Source organism: Bacillus gaemokensis (assembly GCF_001590835.1).
Lineage (GTDB): Bacteria > Bacillota > Bacilli > Bacillales > Bacillaceae_G > Bacillus_A > Bacillus_A gaemokensis.
On sequence record NZ_LTAQ01000006.1, the window covers coordinates 12,915 to 32,778 of the forward strand.

Annotated in this window: 15 protein-coding genes and 2 pseudogenes; 10 read left to right on the top strand and 7 right to left on the bottom strand. The window is 35.3% G+C overall.

The window, feature by feature from the left end; translation table 11 throughout:
* Positions 1-12 precede the first annotated feature (12 nt).
* Together yhbH and AZF08_RS28500 are read left to right on the top strand one after the other, a co-directional pair.
* Positions 13-1,176 (top strand): sporulation protein YhbH, encoded by a 1,164-nt coding sequence (gene yhbH, locus AZF08_RS08625; RefSeq protein ID WP_033675770.1) that lies wholly within the window; start codon positions 13-15, stop codon positions 1,174-1,176.
* Between the two features lie 476 nt (positions 1,177-1,652).
* A pseudogene (locus tag AZF08_RS28500) lies at positions 1,653-1,781 on the top strand (PLDc N-terminal domain-containing protein); the annotation flags it as partial.
* 386 nt (positions 1,782-2,167) lie between these two features.
* Here the strand turns inward: AZF08_RS28500 and AZF08_RS08630 are convergent.
* The 4 genes and pseudogenes from AZF08_RS08630 to AZF08_RS08645 all read right to left on the bottom strand — a co-directional run bounded on the left by AZF08_RS08630 (position 2,168) and on the right by AZF08_RS08645 (position 7,589).
* Positions 2,168-5,127: pseudogene (locus AZF08_RS08630) on the bottom strand (Tn3 family transposase).
* A 24-nt stretch (positions 5,128-5,151) separates the two neighbouring features.
* The gene (locus AZF08_RS08635; RefSeq protein ID WP_033675769.1) at positions 5,152-5,706 is read right to left on the bottom strand and encodes a recombinase family protein; all 555 of its coding nucleotides are present in this window, start codon (positions 5,704-5,706) and stop codon (positions 5,152-5,154) included.
* Between the two features lie 196 nt (positions 5,707-5,902).
* Entirely contained in the window at positions 5,903-7,228 is a 1,326-nt protein-coding gene (locus AZF08_RS08640; RefSeq protein WP_033675767.1) for an MFS transporter, read from the bottom strand.
* A 70-nt stretch (positions 7,229-7,298) separates the two neighbouring features.
* Positions 7,299-7,589 carry an ArsR/SmtB family transcription factor gene (locus tag AZF08_RS08645; RefSeq protein WP_033675765.1) on the bottom strand — a complete coding sequence of 97 codons (291 nt, stop codon included), beginning with the start codon at positions 7,587-7,589 and terminating at the stop codon, positions 7,299-7,301.
* Between the two features lie 302 nt (positions 7,590-7,891).
* Here AZF08_RS08645 and AZF08_RS08650 point away from each other — a divergent pair, with 302 nt between their 5' ends.
* Complete coding sequence (locus AZF08_RS08650) at positions 7,892-8,581, top strand: type 1 glutamine amidotransferase domain-containing protein (protein ID WP_033675763.1); 690 nt, start codon at positions 7,892-7,894, stop codon at positions 8,579-8,581.
* Positions 8,582-8,646: 65 nt separating this feature from the next.
* On the opposite strand, the gene AZF08_RS08655 is transcribed toward AZF08_RS08650, so the two are convergent.
* A complete protein-coding gene (locus AZF08_RS08655; RefSeq protein ID WP_033675761.1) occupies positions 8,647-9,285 on the bottom strand; it encodes a TetR/AcrR family transcriptional regulator in 639 nt (212 codons plus the stop codon).
* Between the two features lie 218 nt (positions 9,286-9,503).
* Here AZF08_RS08655 and AZF08_RS08660 point away from each other — a divergent pair, with 218 nt between their 5' ends.
* Both AZF08_RS08660 and AZF08_RS08665 read left to right on the top strand, forming a co-directional pair.
* Positions 9,504-10,166: a type 1 glutamine amidotransferase domain-containing protein gene (locus tag AZF08_RS08660; RefSeq protein ID WP_033675759.1), complete on the top strand. Its 663-nt coding sequence runs from the start codon at positions 9,504-9,506 to the stop codon at positions 10,164-10,166.
* A gap of 64 nt (positions 10,167-10,230) precedes the next feature.
* Complete coding sequence (locus tag AZF08_RS08665) at positions 10,231-11,253, top strand: NADP-dependent oxidoreductase (protein WP_033675757.1); 1,023 nt, start codon at positions 10,231-10,233, stop codon at positions 11,251-11,253.
* Between the two features lie 70 nt (positions 11,254-11,323).
* On the opposite strand, the gene AZF08_RS08670 is transcribed toward AZF08_RS08665, so the two are convergent.
* A complete protein-coding gene (locus AZF08_RS08670) occupies positions 11,324-11,977 on the bottom strand; it encodes a type 1 glutamine amidotransferase domain-containing protein (protein ID WP_033675756.1) in 654 nt (217 codons plus the stop codon).
* Positions 11,978-12,663: 686 nt separating this feature from the next.
* Between AZF08_RS08670 and AZF08_RS08675 the strand changes: the two genes are divergently transcribed.
* The 3 genes from AZF08_RS08675 (at position 12,664) to AZF08_RS08685 (ending at position 16,521) form a co-directional block, all read left to right on the top strand.
* Positions 12,664-12,915 (top strand): hypothetical protein, encoded by a 252-nt coding sequence (locus AZF08_RS08675; RefSeq protein ID WP_033675753.1) that lies wholly within the window; start codon positions 12,664-12,666, stop codon positions 12,913-12,915.
* Between the two features lie 228 nt (positions 12,916-13,143).
* On the top strand, positions 13,144-15,831 hold the full coding sequence (locus AZF08_RS08680; protein WP_051725818.1) for a lanthionine synthetase LanC family protein: 2,688 nt from the start codon (positions 13,144-13,146) through the stop codon (positions 15,829-15,831).
* Positions 15,832-15,891: 60 nt separating this feature from the next.
* Complete coding sequence (locus AZF08_RS08685; protein ID WP_153019501.1) at positions 15,892-16,521, top strand: hypothetical protein; 630 nt, start codon at positions 15,892-15,894, stop codon at positions 16,519-16,521.
* 145 nt (positions 16,522-16,666) lie between these two features.
* Here the strand turns inward: AZF08_RS08685 and AZF08_RS28505 are convergent, their stop codons facing one another.
* A complete protein-coding gene (locus AZF08_RS28505) occupies positions 16,667-16,750 on the bottom strand; it encodes an IS3 family transposase (RefSeq protein ID WP_407639469.1) in 84 nt (27 codons plus the stop codon).
* A gap of 482 nt (positions 16,751-17,232) precedes the next feature.
* Here AZF08_RS28505 and AZF08_RS08690 point away from each other — a divergent pair, with 482 nt between their 5' ends.
* Together AZF08_RS08690 and AZF08_RS08695 are read left to right on the top strand one after the other, a co-directional pair.
* A complete protein-coding gene (locus AZF08_RS08690; protein ID WP_033675750.1) occupies positions 17,233-18,834 on the top strand; it encodes a hypothetical protein in 1,602 nt (533 codons plus the stop codon).
* Positions 18,831-19,658, top strand: coding sequence for a hypothetical protein (locus AZF08_RS08695; RefSeq protein WP_033675749.1), 828 nt, complete (start codon positions 18,831-18,833; stop codon positions 19,656-19,658). The genes AZF08_RS08690 and AZF08_RS08695 overlap by 4 nt, the downstream gene beginning before the upstream one ends.
* Positions 19,659-19,864 lie beyond the last annotated feature (206 nt).

Consider the following 19,864-nt stretch of genomic DNA (forward strand, 5'->3'; position numbering starts at 1 on the left):
GGAGGGAAAGGGATGGGCGAAGAAAATCAACCTAATTATACAATTTCACAGGAAAACTGGTCCCTCCATCGCAAAGGACATGACGATCAACAACGCCATCAAGAAAAGGTGCAAGATGCAATTAGGAATAACTTACCAGACCTTGTAACTGAGGAAAGTATTGTTATGTCTAATGGCAGGGATGTCGTAAAAATACCAATTCGTTCCTTGGATGAATATAAAATTAGATATAACTATGATAAGAACAAACATGTTGGGCAAGGAACTGGTGATAGTAAAGTTGGCGATGTGGTTGCAAGAGATGGATCCGGTGGTCAAAAGCAGAAGGGCCCAGGAAAAGGGCAAGGTGCTGGGGATGCAGCAGGAGAAGATTATTATGAAGCAGAGGTATCTATATTAGAATTGGAGCAAGCATTTTTTAAAGAATTAGAGCTTCCTAATCTAAAGAGAAAAGAAATGGATGAAAATCGGATTGAACACATTGAATTTAATGACATTAGAAAAACAGGACTATGGGGAAATATTGATAAAAAACGAACGATGATATCAGCTTATAAACGAAATGCAATGAGCGGGAAACCATCTTTCCACCCAATTCATCAAGAAGATTTGAAGTTTCGAACATGGAACGAAGTATTGAAACCAGAATCAAAAGCGGTTGTATTAGCAATGATGGATACAAGTGGATCAATGGGGATTTGGGAGAAATATATGGCGCGTAGTTTCTTCTTTTGGATGACACGATTCTTGCGTACAAAGTATGAAACTGTGGACATAGAGTTTATTGCTCATCATACAGAAGCGAAAGTTGTGACAGAAGAAGAATTTTTCTCAAAAGGAGAAAGTGGTGGAACGATATGTTCCTCTGTTTATAGAAAAGCACTTGAGTTAATAGATGGAAAATATTCACCAGAACGCTATAATATTTATCCATTTCATTTTTCAGATGGGGATAATTTAACATCAGATAATGCTCGGTGTGTGAAGCTTGTACAAGAATTGATGAAGGTATGTAACATGTTTGGTTATGGAGAAGTGAACCAGTATAATCGTCCATCATCTACCCTTTTTTCTGTTTATAAAAACATTGAGGATGAAAAGTTTAGGTATTATATATTGAAGAATAAGAAGGATGTTTTTGGTTGCCTAAAAACATTTTTCTTAAAAGAAAGTTAAAAAATAAATATCTTAGAAATAGAGAAATGACAAAGTGAAATTTCTAGCAATAGGAGTTTAATATCTATTAATGTAGAGTGAAACTAAGATAAACAGGTTTATTAAGGACGGAGAACCGTTCTTTTTTTATTTGCATGGAGAGATATCAAAGAAGTAGCTAGCAGTGGTGTTATTTTAGATATGGGGCACCCTGTATTAGATTTAATTGTTTGGTATTTCGTTTTTTTTATTGACGTGTGTGCATATATGTCTAACACTGTAAGACCAGATGTTAATTACGAAAATGAAGACGCAGCAATTCTTACGTTTAAAACAAATGGGGGGAGCACTAGGAAGCTTAAATCTATCAAGGGCTACTCAACCTAAAAAAGAAGAATTGTTCGTACATGGTTCTAAAGGTTTATTAAGTATCACTAGAACCAAATGTTCGAGCAATCTGTATTCTAAAGCTACATCAAGTATATGTAGTAGGCATAATTATTGAGTTATTTGGAGTTGGAATTGTCATTAAGCTAATTTTCTTTGATATACGTAATACCTCATCTAAAGTCGCTTGGATTACAGTTATTTTAGGTCTCCCAGTCATTGGAACAGGTTATTATTTATACTAGCGAATCAAGAAGCCTACCGTGATCAATACGTATCTTCTATATTAGAAGAAATGATTCAGCAGACTATCGATGCGCTTCTTGATACGTTTGTTCAGAAATGGTGAAAAAAGAAGAACTTGCATTCATGGTTGCGAACTATAATCCAACCCTTGAAAAACAAAATGGTGAGCCGAATTGATGTTGCTTTAAAATAAAGTTTAATCATTTTTGTAATTCTTATTCAATTAAAGTACCCTATAATGGAATAACTGATTAGCTTCAATTAGCTGTTTTAGTTTAAGTAGGGGTCCCGCCCACATTTTAACGAAAATATACGTTAAGCAAATTTCGACATAAAATGAGCCGGATTTTCTACTCTAAGAAAAATCCGGCTCTTATTTTTAGACTTGTTGTAAAGGACGAAGAGATTCTAACGTTGTAGTATCTTTCTTATTAAATCGGTACTCACCTAAAAAGTTGATATGCTCCCATCCTAGTGGTGAGATATGTTTTAATAATTCTTCGTTAAACCCATGCGTACTTCTTAACATCTCTACAGCCTTACTTAAATATACGGTGTTCCATATAATGATGGCATTAATGAGAATACTTAATACACTTGCTCGTTGTAATTGGTCTTGGAGAGCACGTTCACGGAATTCTCCGTGTTTCCCAAAAAATATTGCTCTTGCTAATGAATTCGTTGCTTCCCCTTTGTTTAATCCTCGTTGAACTTTTCTACGTAACGTCTTATCTGAAAGATAATCTAAAATAAAGATAGTCTTTTCAATTCTACCCATTTCCCTTAATGCCTTTGCTACCTTATTCTGGCGGGTATAAGAACCTAACTTGCCCATAATTAGTGCACCGGACACTTTTCCTTCTCGAATTGAATGGGCTATACGTAAAACGTCATCATAATTTTCATAGATCAATTTCATGTTCACTTGTCCCCGTATAAGACCTTCTATATTTGAAAAATCTTTAGGTGAACCAATTGTATATAATTTAGAACTCGATAGGTCCCTTAATCGAGGTGCAAAACGGAATCCTAACAGGTGAGTTAAGCCAAATACTTGATCGGTATAGCCGGCTGTATCCGTATAATGCTCTTCAATCATTAAATCAGATTCATGATGAAGTAGCCCATCAATCACATGTATAGCATCTCTTGCATTCGTGTTAATAACTTTTGTGTAAAAGGAAGAAAATTGATCACTTACGAATCTATATATAGTCGCTCCTTTGCCAGATCCATAGTGTGGATTCGAGCTAGCACTCAAAGAAGATACCCCAATTTGAACACGCATTCCATCCGATGATGAAGTAGTACCGTCACCCCAGTAAGAAGCCAAGGGTAGCTGATGTTGAAAATTAACCAATATTGCTTGTGCACGATTTAATGCATCATCGTACATACGCCACTGACTTGCATTAGCTAACTGATGATAAGAGATATCTGGTGTAGCCTCTGCCATTTTCGTAAGTCCAATATTTGTTCCCATAGCCATAAGTGAAGCAAGAGAAATAATGATTTCTTCCCCTTTAGGTGGTTTGTTTGTGGATGCATGAATAAATTGTTGCTCGAAGCCTGTCCAGTTCGCTACTTCTAGAAGTAGGTCTGTAAGCTTAACCCGAGGTAACATGTGATAGAGTTTGGCACTTAGTTGTTTGGCTTCCTCTGGAGTATCCTTTTCCAAACGCTGGAGGTGTAGGTTTCCCTTGTTAATATCAACTCCATCTAATGAGTGAACATTGTTAGAGAATGTTTCAATTCGCTTTAATAGAGTTTGTGTTCGTTCCGCTATATACTCATCGGCATGTGTAGCAACTGCTAAGCGTGTCCCTATTTCTTTACTATCAATCCAATCTTGAGATGGTATTAAGTATTCATCAAAATCTTTATGCTGCCGGCTTCCCACAATAGAAATATCTCCAGAACGTACATAATTCCGTAGTTCGGTAAATGCAGCTAATTCATAGAAATGTCGATTAATGTTTCCATCTTCGTCGTATATATGTTTTTGCCATCTGTTTGAAACAAAAGCTAATGGGGCTCCTTGTGATACTTTACGTTTTCCTGAGTATTTAGTTCACGGATGACGTCTAAAGCGTTTAATACAGACTTAGCATAATTTGTAGACTGAAATTCTAAGGCTCTAAGTAATGTAGGAGTATATTTTCGTAGGTAATTGTATCGGCTTTCTAATAAATCAAGATAATCATAATTTATAGGTCGAGACAGTTGTTTAGCTTCCTCTACAGAAGCTACAAATTTATCCCAGGGCATGACTGTTTCTAATACCACAAAAGGATTCACATTTTCTTCTTTAGCTTTAATTAATGCAGTTCCTAGGTCTGCATAATGAAGAATTTTTTCATTTAGCGCTTTTCCGTTTTTTTTATGGATCTCCTCTTGCTGCTTTCTTCCCTTTAATTGAAGATTCATCATTTGTTTATCATGAATCTCAAAAGCTTGATCAATTAAATCCTGAGTTAAATCGAATAGATAAGCCACCAATATGGCATACTTTTTTATCTCTTTAAATCTTCGAAATGAGAAAGCTTCATAGCGTGCTCCCATTCGAGATAGTTGTCGTAGTCGATTAGGATGTATCCCTTTTGTATTAATGTTTAACTGTAGTCCTTTTATGTATTTTAAGCGCTCAATAACCTTTAAAAAAGATTCTGGTGAAAATTGACCAGGTACTTCTTTTAACCAAGCTAAATAAGTTTTTGAAGAGTTAGGCATGAAATGGAGCAACCCACTTAGTTTTTCCTTTTGTGAAAAGGTTAGAGATGATGTTAGCATCTTAAATATGCTTTTCTCTGCTCGTTTACGTGTTTCCCATATTGCTCGTTCTATAATTGCCATCGAAGGAAGTATAATCTTCCAAGTACGGAGTTCTTGCAATGCTGTTTCAATGAGATATGTTGTATTTCCATTATTTAATGCATGTGGTTGAAGAAATTTAGATAACTTTCGATAGTCAGCAATTGTAAAGTTACGAAAACCGTATTCTTTTCGGATCTCTTCTATATGTTCATATCGTGTAGCGTCTCGTTGAGCATAGAGTCCCCAATCTTCTGTATTTACACCAATTTGTGTAGCTACAAATTCTAAAACGACATTCGGAATATCTCCTACATCAGATAAGGGCCATCCTGAATATCGTAAAACACTTAATTGAATAGCAAAACCTAGACGATTATAGTCCCTCCGATGGCGATTAATGATTTTGATATCATGCTGACTGAAAGAAAAGTATGTACTTAATATCCATTCGCTTATATCAGAGGGGATTTGCATATATTGCTTTCGTTCTTCTGCTGTAAGAAGTTCTCTTACTCTCACATACATTAGAAGTCATCCCCTTTGTATTTGTTATTTCGCCTTCTGCAGATATCGATACAATGTAGCTCTTGAAACACCTAAGGTTTTACATATATCTTCAGTAGAATAATTTGGATCCTTCATTAAAGATTTAGCCATAGAAACCTGGGTTGTATCCATCACTTTAGGTCTCCCACCCAGACGACCACGTGCACGAGCGGCTGACAATCCAGCTTGTGTACGTTCTTGAATCATTTCTCGTTCAAATTCAGCTAATGCTCCGAATACATGGAAAATGAGTTTCCCTCCACTTGTAGAAGTATCCATATTTTCTTGAAGACTTCGAAAGGCAATTCCTTCTTCATTTAATATATTGATGGTTTCAATAAGGTGCTTGAGGGAACGACCTAAGCGATCTAATTTCCAAACTACTAATGTATCACCCTCGCGTACGTAATCAAGAGCTTCATCTAATCCAGAGCGAGATGAGGTAGATCCACTTACTACATCAGTAAAAATCCGTTTGCACCCAGCTTGTATAAGAGCATCTTTCTGTAAGTCCAAATTTTGATCATGTGTGGATACACGAGCGTAGCCAATTAACAAATTATCACCCCCATATTCTTTTGTATTGTCTCATAACTCATAAGATAAAGAAATAATGAGATTTTGATTTTAAGACAAGTTTTGAGACTGGAAATATAGCATTCTTTCAATATCGAATAGAACACATAAAAAGTCTCAAAAACGGAGGTTTTTGAGACTTTTTTATGCTTTTTATAAGATTTGTAACAGAATAAATTCATGCCGTCTTTTTTTGCAAAGAAGACATCTTAAATAGTAACAAGAAATGAGCAGAAATTGAGATAGCAATTAAAATAAAGTTTAAACTAAAACTATTTGTTGATTCCATTATCTTACTTGCAACCGCTGGACCAAATGCCATACCTACAAAATTAGTTAAATTATATAACCCAAGACCAACCCCAATTTTGGCTGGATTTAATATTTTAGGTATAAAAGTATTCAGAGATACTTGAATTGCAGAGTAGCTCATAAACGTTAAAATAATCGCGATCAAAATAACAATTAGATTCGCACTTGGAATGATCCCTAAAACTAAGAAACCAATAATCATTACAATAGATGCTACATAAATCATTTTTATATTTCCGAATGTTGGTACAATTTTCCCTGTCAGAAAACTAGATAAAATTCCAAATAAAGACGCAACAAATATTACAATACCTATTACAAAAGGTGATAATCCATGTTTTCTTGCTAATAACAACGGAAGAAGCAACAGATTTGCGCATAATGCAACGTTCATAATGAAACCAATCGTGATTAAACGAAGAAATGGTGTGTTTTTAAATAATTCAATATCAATAAATGGATATTTAGCTTTTGTCATTCGAACCTTAAATAAAAATAAGAAAACGACTGAAAGAACAAAGAGCCCACTATTAATGCTTACTCCTAATAAAACAGTAGCAATTAATGCAAATAATAGCACAGCACCAAGAAAATCAAAATGGAATGGTTCATCTGTATGATGCATTTCTTCTTTTGGCATAAATTTCATAAGTAAGACCATACCAACAATTGAAATTACCATGAATAAGAATAGATAGGACCAACCAAGTGTATTCGTAATGGCACCACCAACTAAAGGTCCCATACCAACAGCTAATGCAATTGAAGAACTAATCATAGCCAATGCTCCCGGCTTTTCATCAGGCGCATACAGTTTCGCTACCGCAATCATACCAAGTGCAATGAAGGAAGCTCCTCCACTTGCTTGTAATAGCCTTGCAAAAATGACGATTCCATAGGATTGATTGCTAAAACCAACGATTGAACCCAGTATAAACAAAATAATTGAAATGATTAACAGTTTTTTCACACTAAAACGATCGGCTAGTTTTCCATAAATCATGGAACCGATTCCAACAACCAAGGAATAACCGACTACAATCCAACTTACTTTTGAAGGACTAATCGATAAATCTTTAGAAATATCCTCCAGAGCCACATTAAATAATACAGCATTCATAGGACCTAACAAAACAATAAAACACAACGTAAAAAGCAACCATTTTGAATGCTTACCTTTTTTTGTCCCCATAACTCACACCTCTTATTCTAATAGTTTTAAAACTTTCAAACTGATAATGAAAAATTAGGTTTTTTGGCACTCATAGTGTTGCCAAAAAACCTGGTAGGAATTCACTAAAAGTATCCTCCTTTATCGTAATGAATTTAAATTGACCATGACGTGCGACATGAATTAAGTCAGCCTCCAACAAAATCTTAAGATGATAGGAACGATTTGACTTATTCATGCCGAGTGATTCTTCTATCTCTCCACATGTATGTTTCTTGTTATCATGATACAGATAACGAAGAATTTCAATTCGTTTTACTTCCGCTAAAGCTTTAAAAATTTTCACACGTTTTTCATCTGGATTAAATTGTTTGATAGTCATGGAACTATCTTATTGCTAATTTTTCATTCTGTCAAGCATATAAATAAACAAAGTGAACTCGAATAGGCTTTTAAGTTTACTTTGTTTACGTTTTATTATACACTAATTCCGAATCTAGCCTAAGGGAGGAAAAATAATGATTATTCAAAGTTGCAACTAACGGATACAAGAAACAAACGATAAGCTAAATATGAAAAACAAGAAAATAATCTTTAACTTATGAAATGATTAAAAATATTTGGTAAGAGAGAACTTTATATAAAAACATGAAGCCCAAGGCTTTCAATTATAGGAGGATTATCATGAAGAAAAAAATGTTAGTTGTGTTAACAAGTGTGGAAAAATACCCAAACCTAAGTCGAGCTACTGGTTTATGGCTTGGAGAAGCAGTGCATTTTGTTAAGAAAGTAGAAGAAGCGGGATATGAAGTAGATTATGTTAGTCCACAAGGTGGATATACACCTATTGATCCACATAGCTTGGCAATGGCTGAAAATATTGATTGGGAATGGTATCAGAAAAAAGAATTCATGAATCGTCTAGGTTCTACACTTAAACCTAGCGAAGTAAATCCAGATGATTATGCTGTAATTTATTATGCAGGTGGGCATGGAGTAATTTGGGATTTCCCTGAAAACGAAGAACTTCAAAATATTAGTCAAAACATTTATGAAAATGGCGGAATTGTTTCTTCTGTTTGCCACGGTGCGGTTGGACTGTTGAATATTAAATTATCTAATGGTGAATACCTCATTAATGGAAAGAAAGTGACAGGTTTTTCAAATGAAGAAGAGAGACTGGTGGAGTTAGATCAATTTGTTCCATTCTTAACAGAAGATGAGTTGCTTAAAAAAGGTGCTATTTATCAAAAAGCTGAACAACCTTGGGAAGCTTATGCTATTGAAGATAATCGTCTTATAACTGGTCAAAATCCAGCTTCAGGCGGCCCTGTTGCAGAATTAGTATTAAAACAATTACAAAAAAACGCATAATTGCTTATTTATACAACAGAAACATCAAAAGCAGATTTTCCTATATAAAAGGAAAATCTGCTTTTTTATGAAATCATTTGTAAAATAGCAATAATTTCTTTTGCAATAATAGAATCATTAGCTGTATCTAAATATTGTGGTTTAAATAACTGATACTTTTTCAAATTATAAAAATCAATTAATGCTTGTTTTAACGTAATATCATACTGAATACAAAATGATTGATCCATAATCCTTCTTAAAACAACCTCATCTTGAACCATAAATAACTGCGCATTAATCTGGTTAAAAACCCCTTGCTGCATACCCGATTCAAAAAATACTTGTAAATTATGATTACGATTTTGTTGCGCGACAACCAATTGATCCCATAAATGCGGATAAGATTCCTTTAAATCCTGTAAAAACACATCAGAGATATATGTTACACATTTTAAAGAATGAATAAACGTTTTCTGAAAACGTTCCGCATAAGAAATCCCTTCATCTTGGTTATCCAAGTCCCCTTCAAGAAGATAATTTATATAATCTTCTACAACTGCTTGAATGATCTCATCTTTAGATGAAAAACGTTTATAAAGAGTAGCTTTACTAATATCCATATATTTTGCAATTTCATCTATCTTTAGTTGGCTAAAGCTTGTTTTTCTTATAATCGGTTTTATTTTGTTAATGTAAGTATTTGTACACGCTACTTTTCTCATTAAAAGGAGCCTCCTCTTTTATCCATAAAGAGTAGTATAACAAATTAAGTGACAATTATAAACAAAATAAAGTTTTTAAACTAAATGCACCTAATAAGTTTACTTTGTTTATTTTGTGTTATATACTTTTTGTTATCTCACAAGCCATAATTGGTTCAATATAAAACTGTAATAATGGGACATACTATCTCTCGATACAAATGTTAGGAGGGATAACAATGGCAAAGGTCTTAGCGGTATTATCAAGTGGATATAAAGACGAGAAAAACAATTATGAAACAGGATGGTGGGCTGAGGAATTATTTGCACCTATGCTTCTTTTAGAGGAGGCAGGTCATCGTATAGATTTAGCTTCACCCCTAGGTGGAAAACCTACAATTGATAAAACTAGTATTAGTAAAGACTATGATCCAAATGGTACGTATAAAGAATTATATGAATCCGGAAAAGCTGATAAAACATCAAAACTTTCAGATATTAATCCGAATGAGTATGACGCAGTTTTTATTGTTGGTGGACATGGTGCTATGTTTGACCTTGCTAAAAATGATGATTTACATCATATATTACGAACAATCTACCTGAACGGAAATATCGTTTCTGCTGTATGTCATGGACCATCTCCATTGGTTTGGACAAAACTCCCTAATGGAGAAAGCATTATAGCTGGTTTGAAAGTAACAGGGTTCCCAAACAGTGAAGAACCAGCGGCTATTGTAAGCCTTTTACCATATAGCTTAGAGGATGAAATGAGTAGAATTGCACAATATAGTGCAAATGAAAAAGTGATATGGGGAAATAAACAACTCTTAACAGGGCGTGATCCATTTGCATCTCAAAGCTTTGGAGAAGAATTAGTGAATGCTCTTCAAAATAAATAAGGTATATTTTCTTCATTATATAAAGTTTTAAAAACAATAAATTGTACAAAGGGAGAGAACAAAAATGACGATTCAAAATCAACAAATTGTTTTAGCAAAACGTCCAGAGGGTGTACCTACAGAAGATACATTTGAATTTCGTAACATTTCTATTGATGAACTAAAAGAAGGACAGGTACTCGTAAAAACCCTTTATTTGTCCGTAGACCCTTACATGAGAGGGCGAATGAATGCTGGAAAATCTTATGTGGCACCTTATGAAGTTAATCACCCTATTTCAGGAGGCATCATTGGAGAAGTCATTAAATCTCGTTCTGAGAAATTAAAAGCTGGAGATAAAGTGCAAGGGTCGTTACCGTGGCAACTTTATAATACGGTAGACGCTTTATCTATTCGTAAGATAGAAAATACAAATGTGCCACTGTCAGCTTATTTAAGTGTATTAGGTATGACAGGATTAACCGCTTATTTTGGATTACTTGATATCGGTCAACCGAAAAGAGGAGAAACAGTTGTTGTCTCTGGTGCTGCAGGAGCTGTTGGGTCTATCGTAGGTCAAATTGCAAAAATTAAAGGTGCAAGGGTCGTTGGTATTGCAGGTTCAGATGAAAAAATTGCACATTTAGAAAATGACCTTGGATTTGATAAAGGAATTAATTACAAAGCAACAGACGATTTACAAAAAGTCCTTGCAGAAGCATGTCCTGATGGTGTAGATGTTTATTTCGATAATGTAGGTGGTAAAGTTTCCGATGCAGTAATCAGTTTACTAAATGATTTTGCTCGCATACCATTATGCGGTGCAATTTCAGCTTATAATACAGCAGAAAATGAAGATATTGGACCACGTATTCAACCACAATTATTAAAAACACGTTCACTAATAAAAGGATTCATTGTTGGTGAATACAGCGAACGTTTTGATGAGGGGAGACGTGACATTGCTGAGTGGTTATCTCAAGGTAAAATTAAATATGAAGAAACGATTACACAAGGCTTTGAAAACGTGCCAAATGCTTTTTTCAATTTGTTTACAGGTAAAAATGTAGGTAAACAACTTGTAAAAGTAAGTTCTCCGTCTCGATAATGAAAAAAATCCTGCTCTCTTGATAGTTGGCAAGATTTTTCGTTGTTTCGTTCAAAATGAAAAATAACATTTATAAACACTGTTTAATGGTTTCTGCTATCTTTAAGCTAGATTGGGGATTTTGTCCTGTAATTAAATTTTCATCAACTACTACATGTGGTGTAAAAATAGGTGCTTTATAAAATAAAGCACCTTCATCTCTTAATCTACTTTCTAACAAGAAGGGTACCCTGTTTACAAGATGCACTGCCTTTTCTTCATGATTTGTATACCCTGTTATCTGTTTACCAGTACTAAAGAATGAACCATTCTCATTTTGCACATTTACTAAAGCACCTACTCCATGGCAAACAGCTGCAACAATACGTTTATTCCTATACATATTAAGAATTAAATTTGCTACATATGGATTATTTGGAAAATCTACTATAGCTCCGTGTCCACCACAAAATAGTACTGCATCATAATTGAAAAAATTAACAATTGATATTGGCTGGGTATCCTGTAACAATGGTATAATATGTTCAAATATACTAGGTACACCATTTGGAATAGACCATTTATCGATGGGTACTTTCCCTCCATTTATAGATACAATATCAACATCGAACCTAGATAGTATAAATAAAATATATGGAGTGGCTAACTCTTCAAGCCATAATCCAGTAGGATGTCCATTCATATTATCCGCATTTGTAGCAACTAATAATATTCTCCTCAACATGTTGGCCTCTCTTCATAAAAAAATATTTGTATTCATTTACATTAACATAGGGTACCCCTTTTGCCGATGACGTACTATATCATTTTATGATATGAAAACCTTTATAATTCATACGGCATTAAATAATTTCATAATACATTTTATGATTTCACCAAACTTAAAACAAAATCCTGATTTTTTTCAAGTGTAGAAAAATTGGTTTTTTATGTCGAAATTTGCTTAACGTATATTTTCGTTAAAATGTGGACGGTACCCCAAGTACTAATTTCACTATCCTTTACAATAGAAAAACGGTTTATCCCTTAGAAGAAACGGTCCTCATATTACCCTTTACAACAAGTGTTTTATTTAACCAATGCTATTGCTGTTTCCCATCATTAAGGCGTTGTTCTCCTATACGTTGAATCTTCTCATTTCCTCTTCAATCTTTTTTCAAAACATTCTCTTTCTATTTACCTTTGTATTAAAGTTATAGTGTTAATTAATCTAGCTCTTTTCAAAAATACAAGGTGTTTAGCCTGACAATAACTAAAATATTTTAAGCTAAATAACTGAACATACACCAACAGAAAAATTTTCTTTGTTGCCATCTCATTAAAAATACACTTTTAACCTAATCATCTGATTTTAAATTCGCATAACATAACGTGAATAATGAATAAAAAAATATTAAGGAGATGACCAAAATGTCTAGAGAAGAAATAATGCAACTTGTTAGCCATGCAACAAAAGATAAACTATTTTATAAAAAGTTAGTTTCTCAACCTAAGAAAACACTTCAAAATGCGGATTTTCTTAACCAGGAAACTAAGGATTCTATTGTAAAATTGAAGCCCGAACAAATACAAGATAGCCCTTCAATCAATCGAATTCCTACTTACTACTTATGCTGTGACTGGCCTTCTTGTCAAATTACAAAAATAGTTAACCCAGAATAAAGAAATTCAAAGGATAATCCTATTTTTTACCGATCTTTAAGGATCGGTTTTTTTATTTCCCCATTTGGATTTCTAAAAAATTAAAATCTTTAATCTAAATCTACGTTAACCTCTAAACCGATGAAAGCATAATATACGTCTAATAATTTTATTTATTCAGCTAAACCAATTGCTTGTGCACAGATAAGAAGTTCTACATTACAGCTAATGATGAAAGGAGTTAAACCGATGCATAAAAGTTACTTGTCTATTCTAGAGAATTTCAATCTTAAGCCTAATTTACGCTATCCCTGGGCGAGCATAGGTTATACGAATCAAGTGCAGGGATGGAAACTCCACTTATCAACTATCGAAACAGAAGCAATGTCATTACTTCAGTTAGTCATTCCATTTCTTCGTGATTCCAAGGTGAATTTTAAAATTGCGCAGAACGAAAAATTTCTAGGTTTATTAAATGAAGGAGCATTCGGGTCAAAACAGGTTGGGAAATTTATGACGATTTATCCTCATAATGATTCTGAAGCCAAACAACTTGCGGAAGGTTTAGTCAAAATTACATCAGGTTTCCATGGACCTATTATTCCTACAGATCTAAGGCTTGGGGATATTGTCTATACAAGATACGGGGGGATCAATCCAATTATAACCCGTGACCGTCTTGGGCAGACTTTCCAATCGATTTATGCACCAGATGGAACCTTACGCATTGATTCGTACGATGTACCTTTTAAATCTCCTGCTGATATTCCAAACCCGTTTCAGGAAATTTTGTCCAGATCGGGTACTTCCCCACTCCAGATTGAATCTTATGATTCAAGTGAACTCTTGGGACCAGGATATTTGGTTCTTGAAGTGATAAAGGCCGACTCAAAAGGTTCCGTCTTTTTATGCCTTGATTTACGTAATCAGGATGAGGTATGTCTTAAAATCATCAAACAAGGACGTCCATATTGTGTAAGTGATCAATATGGACGCGATGTCCGAACACGTTTACAACATCAAGAATCCCTTCATCGAATTTTATCTGGTGCAGTGCCTATACCAAATGTTGATCCCTATTTCGAGGTAAATGATTACGGTTATCTCCCGCTTGAATATATTGAAGGGGAAAATTTGAAAACGTTAATATTGAATTTCTATAAAAATGGGTCGTGGGATAGTATGAATGTTGATAAGCAACTTCAATTATTGACTTACCTACGCAAAATCATAAAGGCCATTAATCAGCTGCATGATAAAGGTTACATTCATCGCGACCTTACAGGATCTAATATTTGGATTGGAAAAGATGAACAAGTGTATTTAATTGATCTTGAACTAACTCATGCCATAGATGATGAATCTCCAGCATTCTGTCTCGGAACTCCTGGCTTTATGTCACCGGATCAAAATGAAAAAAAAACACCCACATTTGCTGACGATATATACGCTTTGGGTTGTGTAATGGTGTTACTCTTTACTGGACTTGATCCAAACCATGTTTTATTTGTGAATAAAAACGATCTAAAAAATCGTTTAAATGAATTGTTGAAAAGTGTACCTGATAATGTTATTGAAATGATAACAAATTGCCTTCATGATGATCCATTAATTCGTCCTAATTTAAAAAACATAAAATTAATCTTAGAAAGCTACATTTCAATATTAAATAGCAAGTTACAAACAACAAATAGCCCTATATCGATGATTTCCTATAATAAATCTGTCGATCAAAAAGATTTGAATAATATTATATTAAAAGGTCAACAGGGTTTACTCCATGATGTAGTTATCAATAAGGATTCAGGGCTATGGTTGTCTCCTCCTTATAAAAAAGATAATAAAATAAGTCCAACATCAGAGCCATTTGAGATGTTTCGTGATGCGAATAGAGGTATAGCAGGAGTAGTATATCTACTGGGACGGATGGCTCGATATGGTTATAAAACGAAAGAAATAAAGGAAAGAGTACAAAAAGCTATTCAATGGCTTCTTACAAGTGATTCTGGGGAGTCTTCACCCGGATTGCATTTTGGTGAGGCCGGTGTGGCTGTAGCTCTTGTTGAAGCGATTTCCGGCGGTTTAATTGAAAGGAATAGTGAAATTAATCATTTCCTGTTAAAAGCCCTGAATGGCAAACTTGATTGGCCTGACGTCACACACGGAGCAGCAGGCCAAGGTATATCTATACTTTATTGTGCAGATCGTCTGAATGATCGTCAATTGCTTGATTTTTCACATCGATGTGCCGATTTTCTGATTAAAAGTCAAAAAGATGACGGTTCTTGGGAAATGCCACCCGGTGTTGAAGGAATGAGTGGTGAAACACTGACAGGTTTTGCTCACGGGGTTGCCGGTATGGTTTATTTTTTGGCCGAATATTCTCGCCGTTTTGAAAATAATGAAGCGAATAGGGCATGGAAAGCGGGAGTGAATTGGCTCATTATTCAGTCGATTTCTGAAGACGACGGAAAGACTCTTGAATGGAAATACAGTGATAAAAACGAAGACCGATGGATATGGTGGTGTCACGGTTCTCCAGGAATCGCCCTCATGTTTCTGAGATTATTTGAACAGACCGGAAATTCTTTATACTCTCAAATGGCATCCAAGGCTTTGCACGTTCTTCCATCCGATCTTTACCATCATAATCTTAGTCAATGCCACGGTCTTAGTGGTCTTGGCGAAATATATCTAGAAGCTTTTCGAGTACTTGGTGACAAGGAATGGTTCAGAAGAGCGCAACAAATTGCACATACTCTTATCAACCTTCGTCATGAAACAGAATATGGTACTGCAAACTGGCTAGTGGAAGATCCTAACGCCGCTAGTGCGGATCTCATGGTTGGATCAGGAGGTGTCATACACTTTTTACTTAAATTTTTGTTAAATAATGAAAAAATTGGTTTCCCTTTGTTGTTGGAACCTATATTTTAATTAAAAAATTAACCCATTTAAATTACATTTTTAGTTTGGACTTTAACAAGGATTAAACCTTTGAATAAATTATATGGAGTTTTCGAAAAAGGAGGTATTTGTAAAATGTATTTTTTACCCTACAATTATTGCTACAATCAATCGATAAACTATGATTACTCGAGAGCTAATCATCATAAAGTCTATACCACATCCATTCCTATTTATATAAATGGTGAAAATATAAATAAACCCCCATATATAGCATTGAATTACCACCCTAATAGTGTACAACAACCAGTTGTATATGTTCCAATTACTCTATTTTCTAAAGTAGGAGCAACAGTTCATTGGGATGAGCCAACTCAAGTAATTAGTGTAGGTACTGATGAGTTTCTGGAAGATAAGCTTATTGCATTAAAAGCTCGGGTCATGGCTTATGAAGAACTTAGGAGAGCAGTTGGAATGCTTGGATATAGATATAATGGTATGGTGGATGGAAAATTTGTATTTAGTGGGACATGGTGGGATATATCAGACCCAAATGCAGATAAGACATCAATAGCGAATACTCTTACTGTAGGTAAGCATTACACTGGTTTCATGGACCTACCTACTTTTACGATAATTAATGACCACGGAGAAGAAATTGAATTTCAAAGGTCATATCACTCTCTCGTTGCAGAAGGTATCGCCGCTTTCCTTCCCTAGAAGTAAAATAAGAAAATTCTTTCCCGTTTAAACAGACCTATTTTGTGAGACGTACGCATCTGTGATAATGGTGAATTTCATACCCCATGTCCAGTGTGAACTGAACTCAAAAAGTTAGACACATATTTTAAACAACTAATAAGGATTAAACTCTGTATTGTACAGGGGATAATCCTTTTAATGTTGCTTTAATTCGTTTGTTATTGTAGATGTTGTTGTTTAGTGACAATAAATTTGTTTCATTTATAGTATAACCGTTTAAAGACTAATAAAGTTGTTTAAATTCATTCGAGAAAAGTAAAAAAAGAGTCCTATTAATTTAAGACTCTTTTTCGTTTTATGTAAGAAGATGTTTAGCATTTTAATTGATTATATGTTGAACTGAGTGCTCGATAATAAATAATTGCAATGATAGAAACAAGTAATGTGTAATTTTCACTTTGGAGTAATTATGAATGCTTAAGTTGATGGATGTGTGGCGATACCTCATGCCTAACAACTTAAGAATATTAACTCCCCCCAGGAATAGCATTTTTTCGTTATATGGATACAAAATTATTTTAACTTGATAGCTATGTGGTGCTATACCTATTAATGGCCTTTTTAGAGGATAGTCGTTTGGAAATAGATAATAATCGATATGAATAAATTCATTTCTTTTCACAAAAAATTCTAATGTATTAAAACAATTATTATATTAGGAGGTAAACTATGCCAGAACCAATAGTCCAATTTGAAACCAACGGAAAAGCGTCTATTCTGAACTATAACGTCCCCGAACCGACTTCTTATACTGGTAAAAATTGCATAAATATCGAATTAGATGGGGACATATTTATTCCGGGACCTAACATTACCGAACCGCCAGCAAGAGACAATGTTCTTGAAGATGGCGATGAAATCCAACAAGCGGTATCCAATGCCTTACAATCTGGATATTTTCCATCAAAATATTTTCCAAATGTGAAAATTGCGACGAACTCTTTAGCAATACACGCAACGGAATACAGTCCAGAAACTCTTTCCAAGACAGCATCTACCTCATTAGTTTCAATTGGAGATAAATTGCAGTTAAGAAATATTTTGGCTAAAATCGACCCTCCAGTTGTTTCGACTCGTATTAAAAACGGGGAACGATTGAACATCTATAAAAATATGTATGGTACATATGAGTATAATTTTATAACCCCACCGAAACAAGCGGATCCACGCCTAATGCTCGTCGAAATCTATAGACTAACTTCTTTCGCAGGAGATTATGGAGCTGGACGAACAATCAAAACGTTCTCGCTACTTCCAGGTGAACGAACAAAAATGACGATCAAAACGTATCGAAAAACTGAAACAGAAGAGAAACGTGCATCGAGTATTCTCGATTCTTTTACAGAAGAAAGTGCCAAATCTTTCGAGGATGCTGTTCAGTCTGAACAATCAGATAAGAGAAATTCTAGCGAGAATTTTGAGTATCATGTAGAAGCGGAAGCAAACGCTGCCTGGGGGTGGGGAAGCGCAAAAGTGTCGGGAGGTGTTAAAGGGGGCTCTAATTCTTCCAGAGAGGAATTTACAAAGAACGTTTCAAATGCCACACAAAAGCATTCTTCTAAAGCGTCGGCTAAACGTGATGTACAAATTAACACGAGTTATGAATCAAAAGTAACTACAGGTGAAGAAACCACGATTGAACGTCAGTTGGAAAACATTAATGTCAGCCGTACGCTAAATTTTGTTTTTAGACAGATGAACCAGGAGTTTATAACCTTACTTCACTTAGTAGATGTTCGTGTCGCATTTTTTAATGGATTCGCCGAATCACGTCGTGAATACCCACTCACTCAACTCGATGATTTACTAGAAGAAGTGGTTAAGGAAACAGAACGGAAAAAAGTACGGCAAATAATCATAGACGAACTAACAAACATTTTTGATTATCAAGATAATCTTCATTCAATAATTGAGCAAAAAAATTATCCGGAAAGTGAAAAGCACTATTATCGTGTGAAAAAAGATTTGAAGTCCACATATAAAGGTAAGACAGTATCTGGTATTATTTTGTCCGCAAAAGAAAACGTGATGAGAACGGATGGGGTTATTGTTGAAGCGTTGCTTGGTCAGGGAGATGCACTTGATGCTTATTCTCACGGACTACAAGATGAAACTGTACGAGAAAAGAAGTTGACAAACGAATTGGCTCAAGCAAAATTGCTTCGTGAACAATTGGCACAAAAGATTGTTAACACTAAAGACACCGAGGCTGCAAAATTGTATGAAAAAATATTTCCATGCTGCAAAAAGGACGGAGATGAACAATCATGAGCGGAGATAGCCGGGTTACTCCTATAACTCCGCTTGGTTCAATTCATCGGATATTAAATACGTCTATGATGAATTCACCAGTTTCCTCCTTGAGTTCTCTCGCAAAAACATGGGAAGCAAATAACGCTAGACTTCGTGCTCTGTTTAATCCGTTGCTAGCATCAGCCACACTGCCCCCCATCGATTCGTTGCCAATGACGTCGTTTGTGGAGATGCGGATACAGGGTACAAGCAGGTTTCACAACGCAGAACTGGGTGTCAACCCAAATTCGTGGAAACCATCGTTCGTGAACGCAACAGAGATTATTTTTCGCCTACGCCAGTCAGCGCGAGGTAAGTGGAAAGACTTTGAGGTTCATCAGGTAACAGCGGAAATGGCTCGAGAGAGATTCTTTTCCAATGGAGTCAATAGTTGGCAGTTGTCGAAAATTAGTAATAAACTTGTCGAGGATGCCCCGGATCCAGGACTACAATCTGCGGAACCAGTCGGCAACGTCGCAGAAGTAGCGTTTTACGATGCTCCAGGTCCTCAGTATAATGGCAAGGATCGGGTGATTAACCTTGGGAGTGGAGTTCTTTCTACGGATTATGGAAATATGCTCCTAATTCAACAAAACTTCCTCTGCTGGGTGGAGGCTCGCCCAAACGCGGGAGGTCCACTTAGACGCATTTCTCCGGTTTTTCCATGGCACAGCCGTCAGTGTCTGGCCTTTGATGAGCATGCAAACAAATGGGTACCTTATCATCTAGCGTTTCAGCAGCCAGGAGATGGACCTGGAACGTTTATGTTCAGTTCCCACATTGGTCCAGGGTTAGATGTCTAAAACATCCGAGGAACAAGATTTAAACAGGTAGTATATAATATGTCCTGTTTCCAGGGGGAGACACGGTAGCTGCCCTCAAGCCGAAGACTTGGGGCATAAGAAGGTGCCCTCGCTTACTGCTCGATTTTAAAATGGAAGCCGCCAGTGTGAAGTAACCCCATAAAGTTAGTGAGACAGGTTATTTCATAAAGAAACTTCTTAGGCAT

Excerpts from the sequence above, each read along its gene's own strand:
- yhbH (WP_033675770.1), top strand. The coding sequence starts at position 13 with ATGGGCGAAGAAAATCAACCTAATTATACAATTTCACAGGAAAACTGG.
- AZF08_RS08640 (WP_033675767.1), bottom strand. The coding sequence starts at position 7,228 with ATGGGGACAAAAAAAGGTAAGCATTCAAAATGGTTGCTTTTTACGTTG.
- AZF08_RS08645 (WP_033675765.1), bottom strand. The coding sequence starts at position 7,589 with ATGACTATCAAACAATTTAATCCAGATGAAAAACGTGTGAAAATTTTT.
- AZF08_RS08650 (WP_033675763.1), top strand. The coding sequence starts at position 7,892 with ATGAAGAAAAAAATGTTAGTTGTGTTAACAAGTGTGGAAAAATACCCA.
- AZF08_RS08655 (WP_033675761.1), bottom strand. The coding sequence starts at position 9,285 with ATGAGAAAAGTAGCGTGTACAAATACTTACATTAACAAAATAAAACCG.
- AZF08_RS08660 (WP_033675759.1), top strand. The coding sequence starts at position 9,504 with ATGGCAAAGGTCTTAGCGGTATTATCAAGTGGATATAAAGACGAGAAA.
- AZF08_RS08665 (WP_033675757.1), top strand. The coding sequence starts at position 10,231 with ATGACGATTCAAAATCAACAAATTGTTTTAGCAAAACGTCCAGAGGGT.
- AZF08_RS08670 (WP_033675756.1), bottom strand. The coding sequence starts at position 11,977 with ATGTTGAGGAGAATATTATTAGTTGCTACAAATGCGGATAATATGAAT.
- AZF08_RS08675 (WP_033675753.1), top strand. The coding sequence starts at position 12,664 with ATGTCTAGAGAAGAAATAATGCAACTTGTTAGCCATGCAACAAAAGAT.
- AZF08_RS08680 (WP_051725818.1), top strand. The coding sequence starts at position 13,144 with ATGCATAAAAGTTACTTGTCTATTCTAGAGAATTTCAATCTTAAGCCT.
- AZF08_RS08690 (WP_033675750.1), top strand. The coding sequence starts at position 17,233 with ATGCCAGAACCAATAGTCCAATTTGAAACCAACGGAAAAGCGTCTATT.
- AZF08_RS08695 (WP_033675749.1), top strand. The coding sequence starts at position 18,831 with ATGAGCGGAGATAGCCGGGTTACTCCTATAACTCCGCTTGGTTCAATT.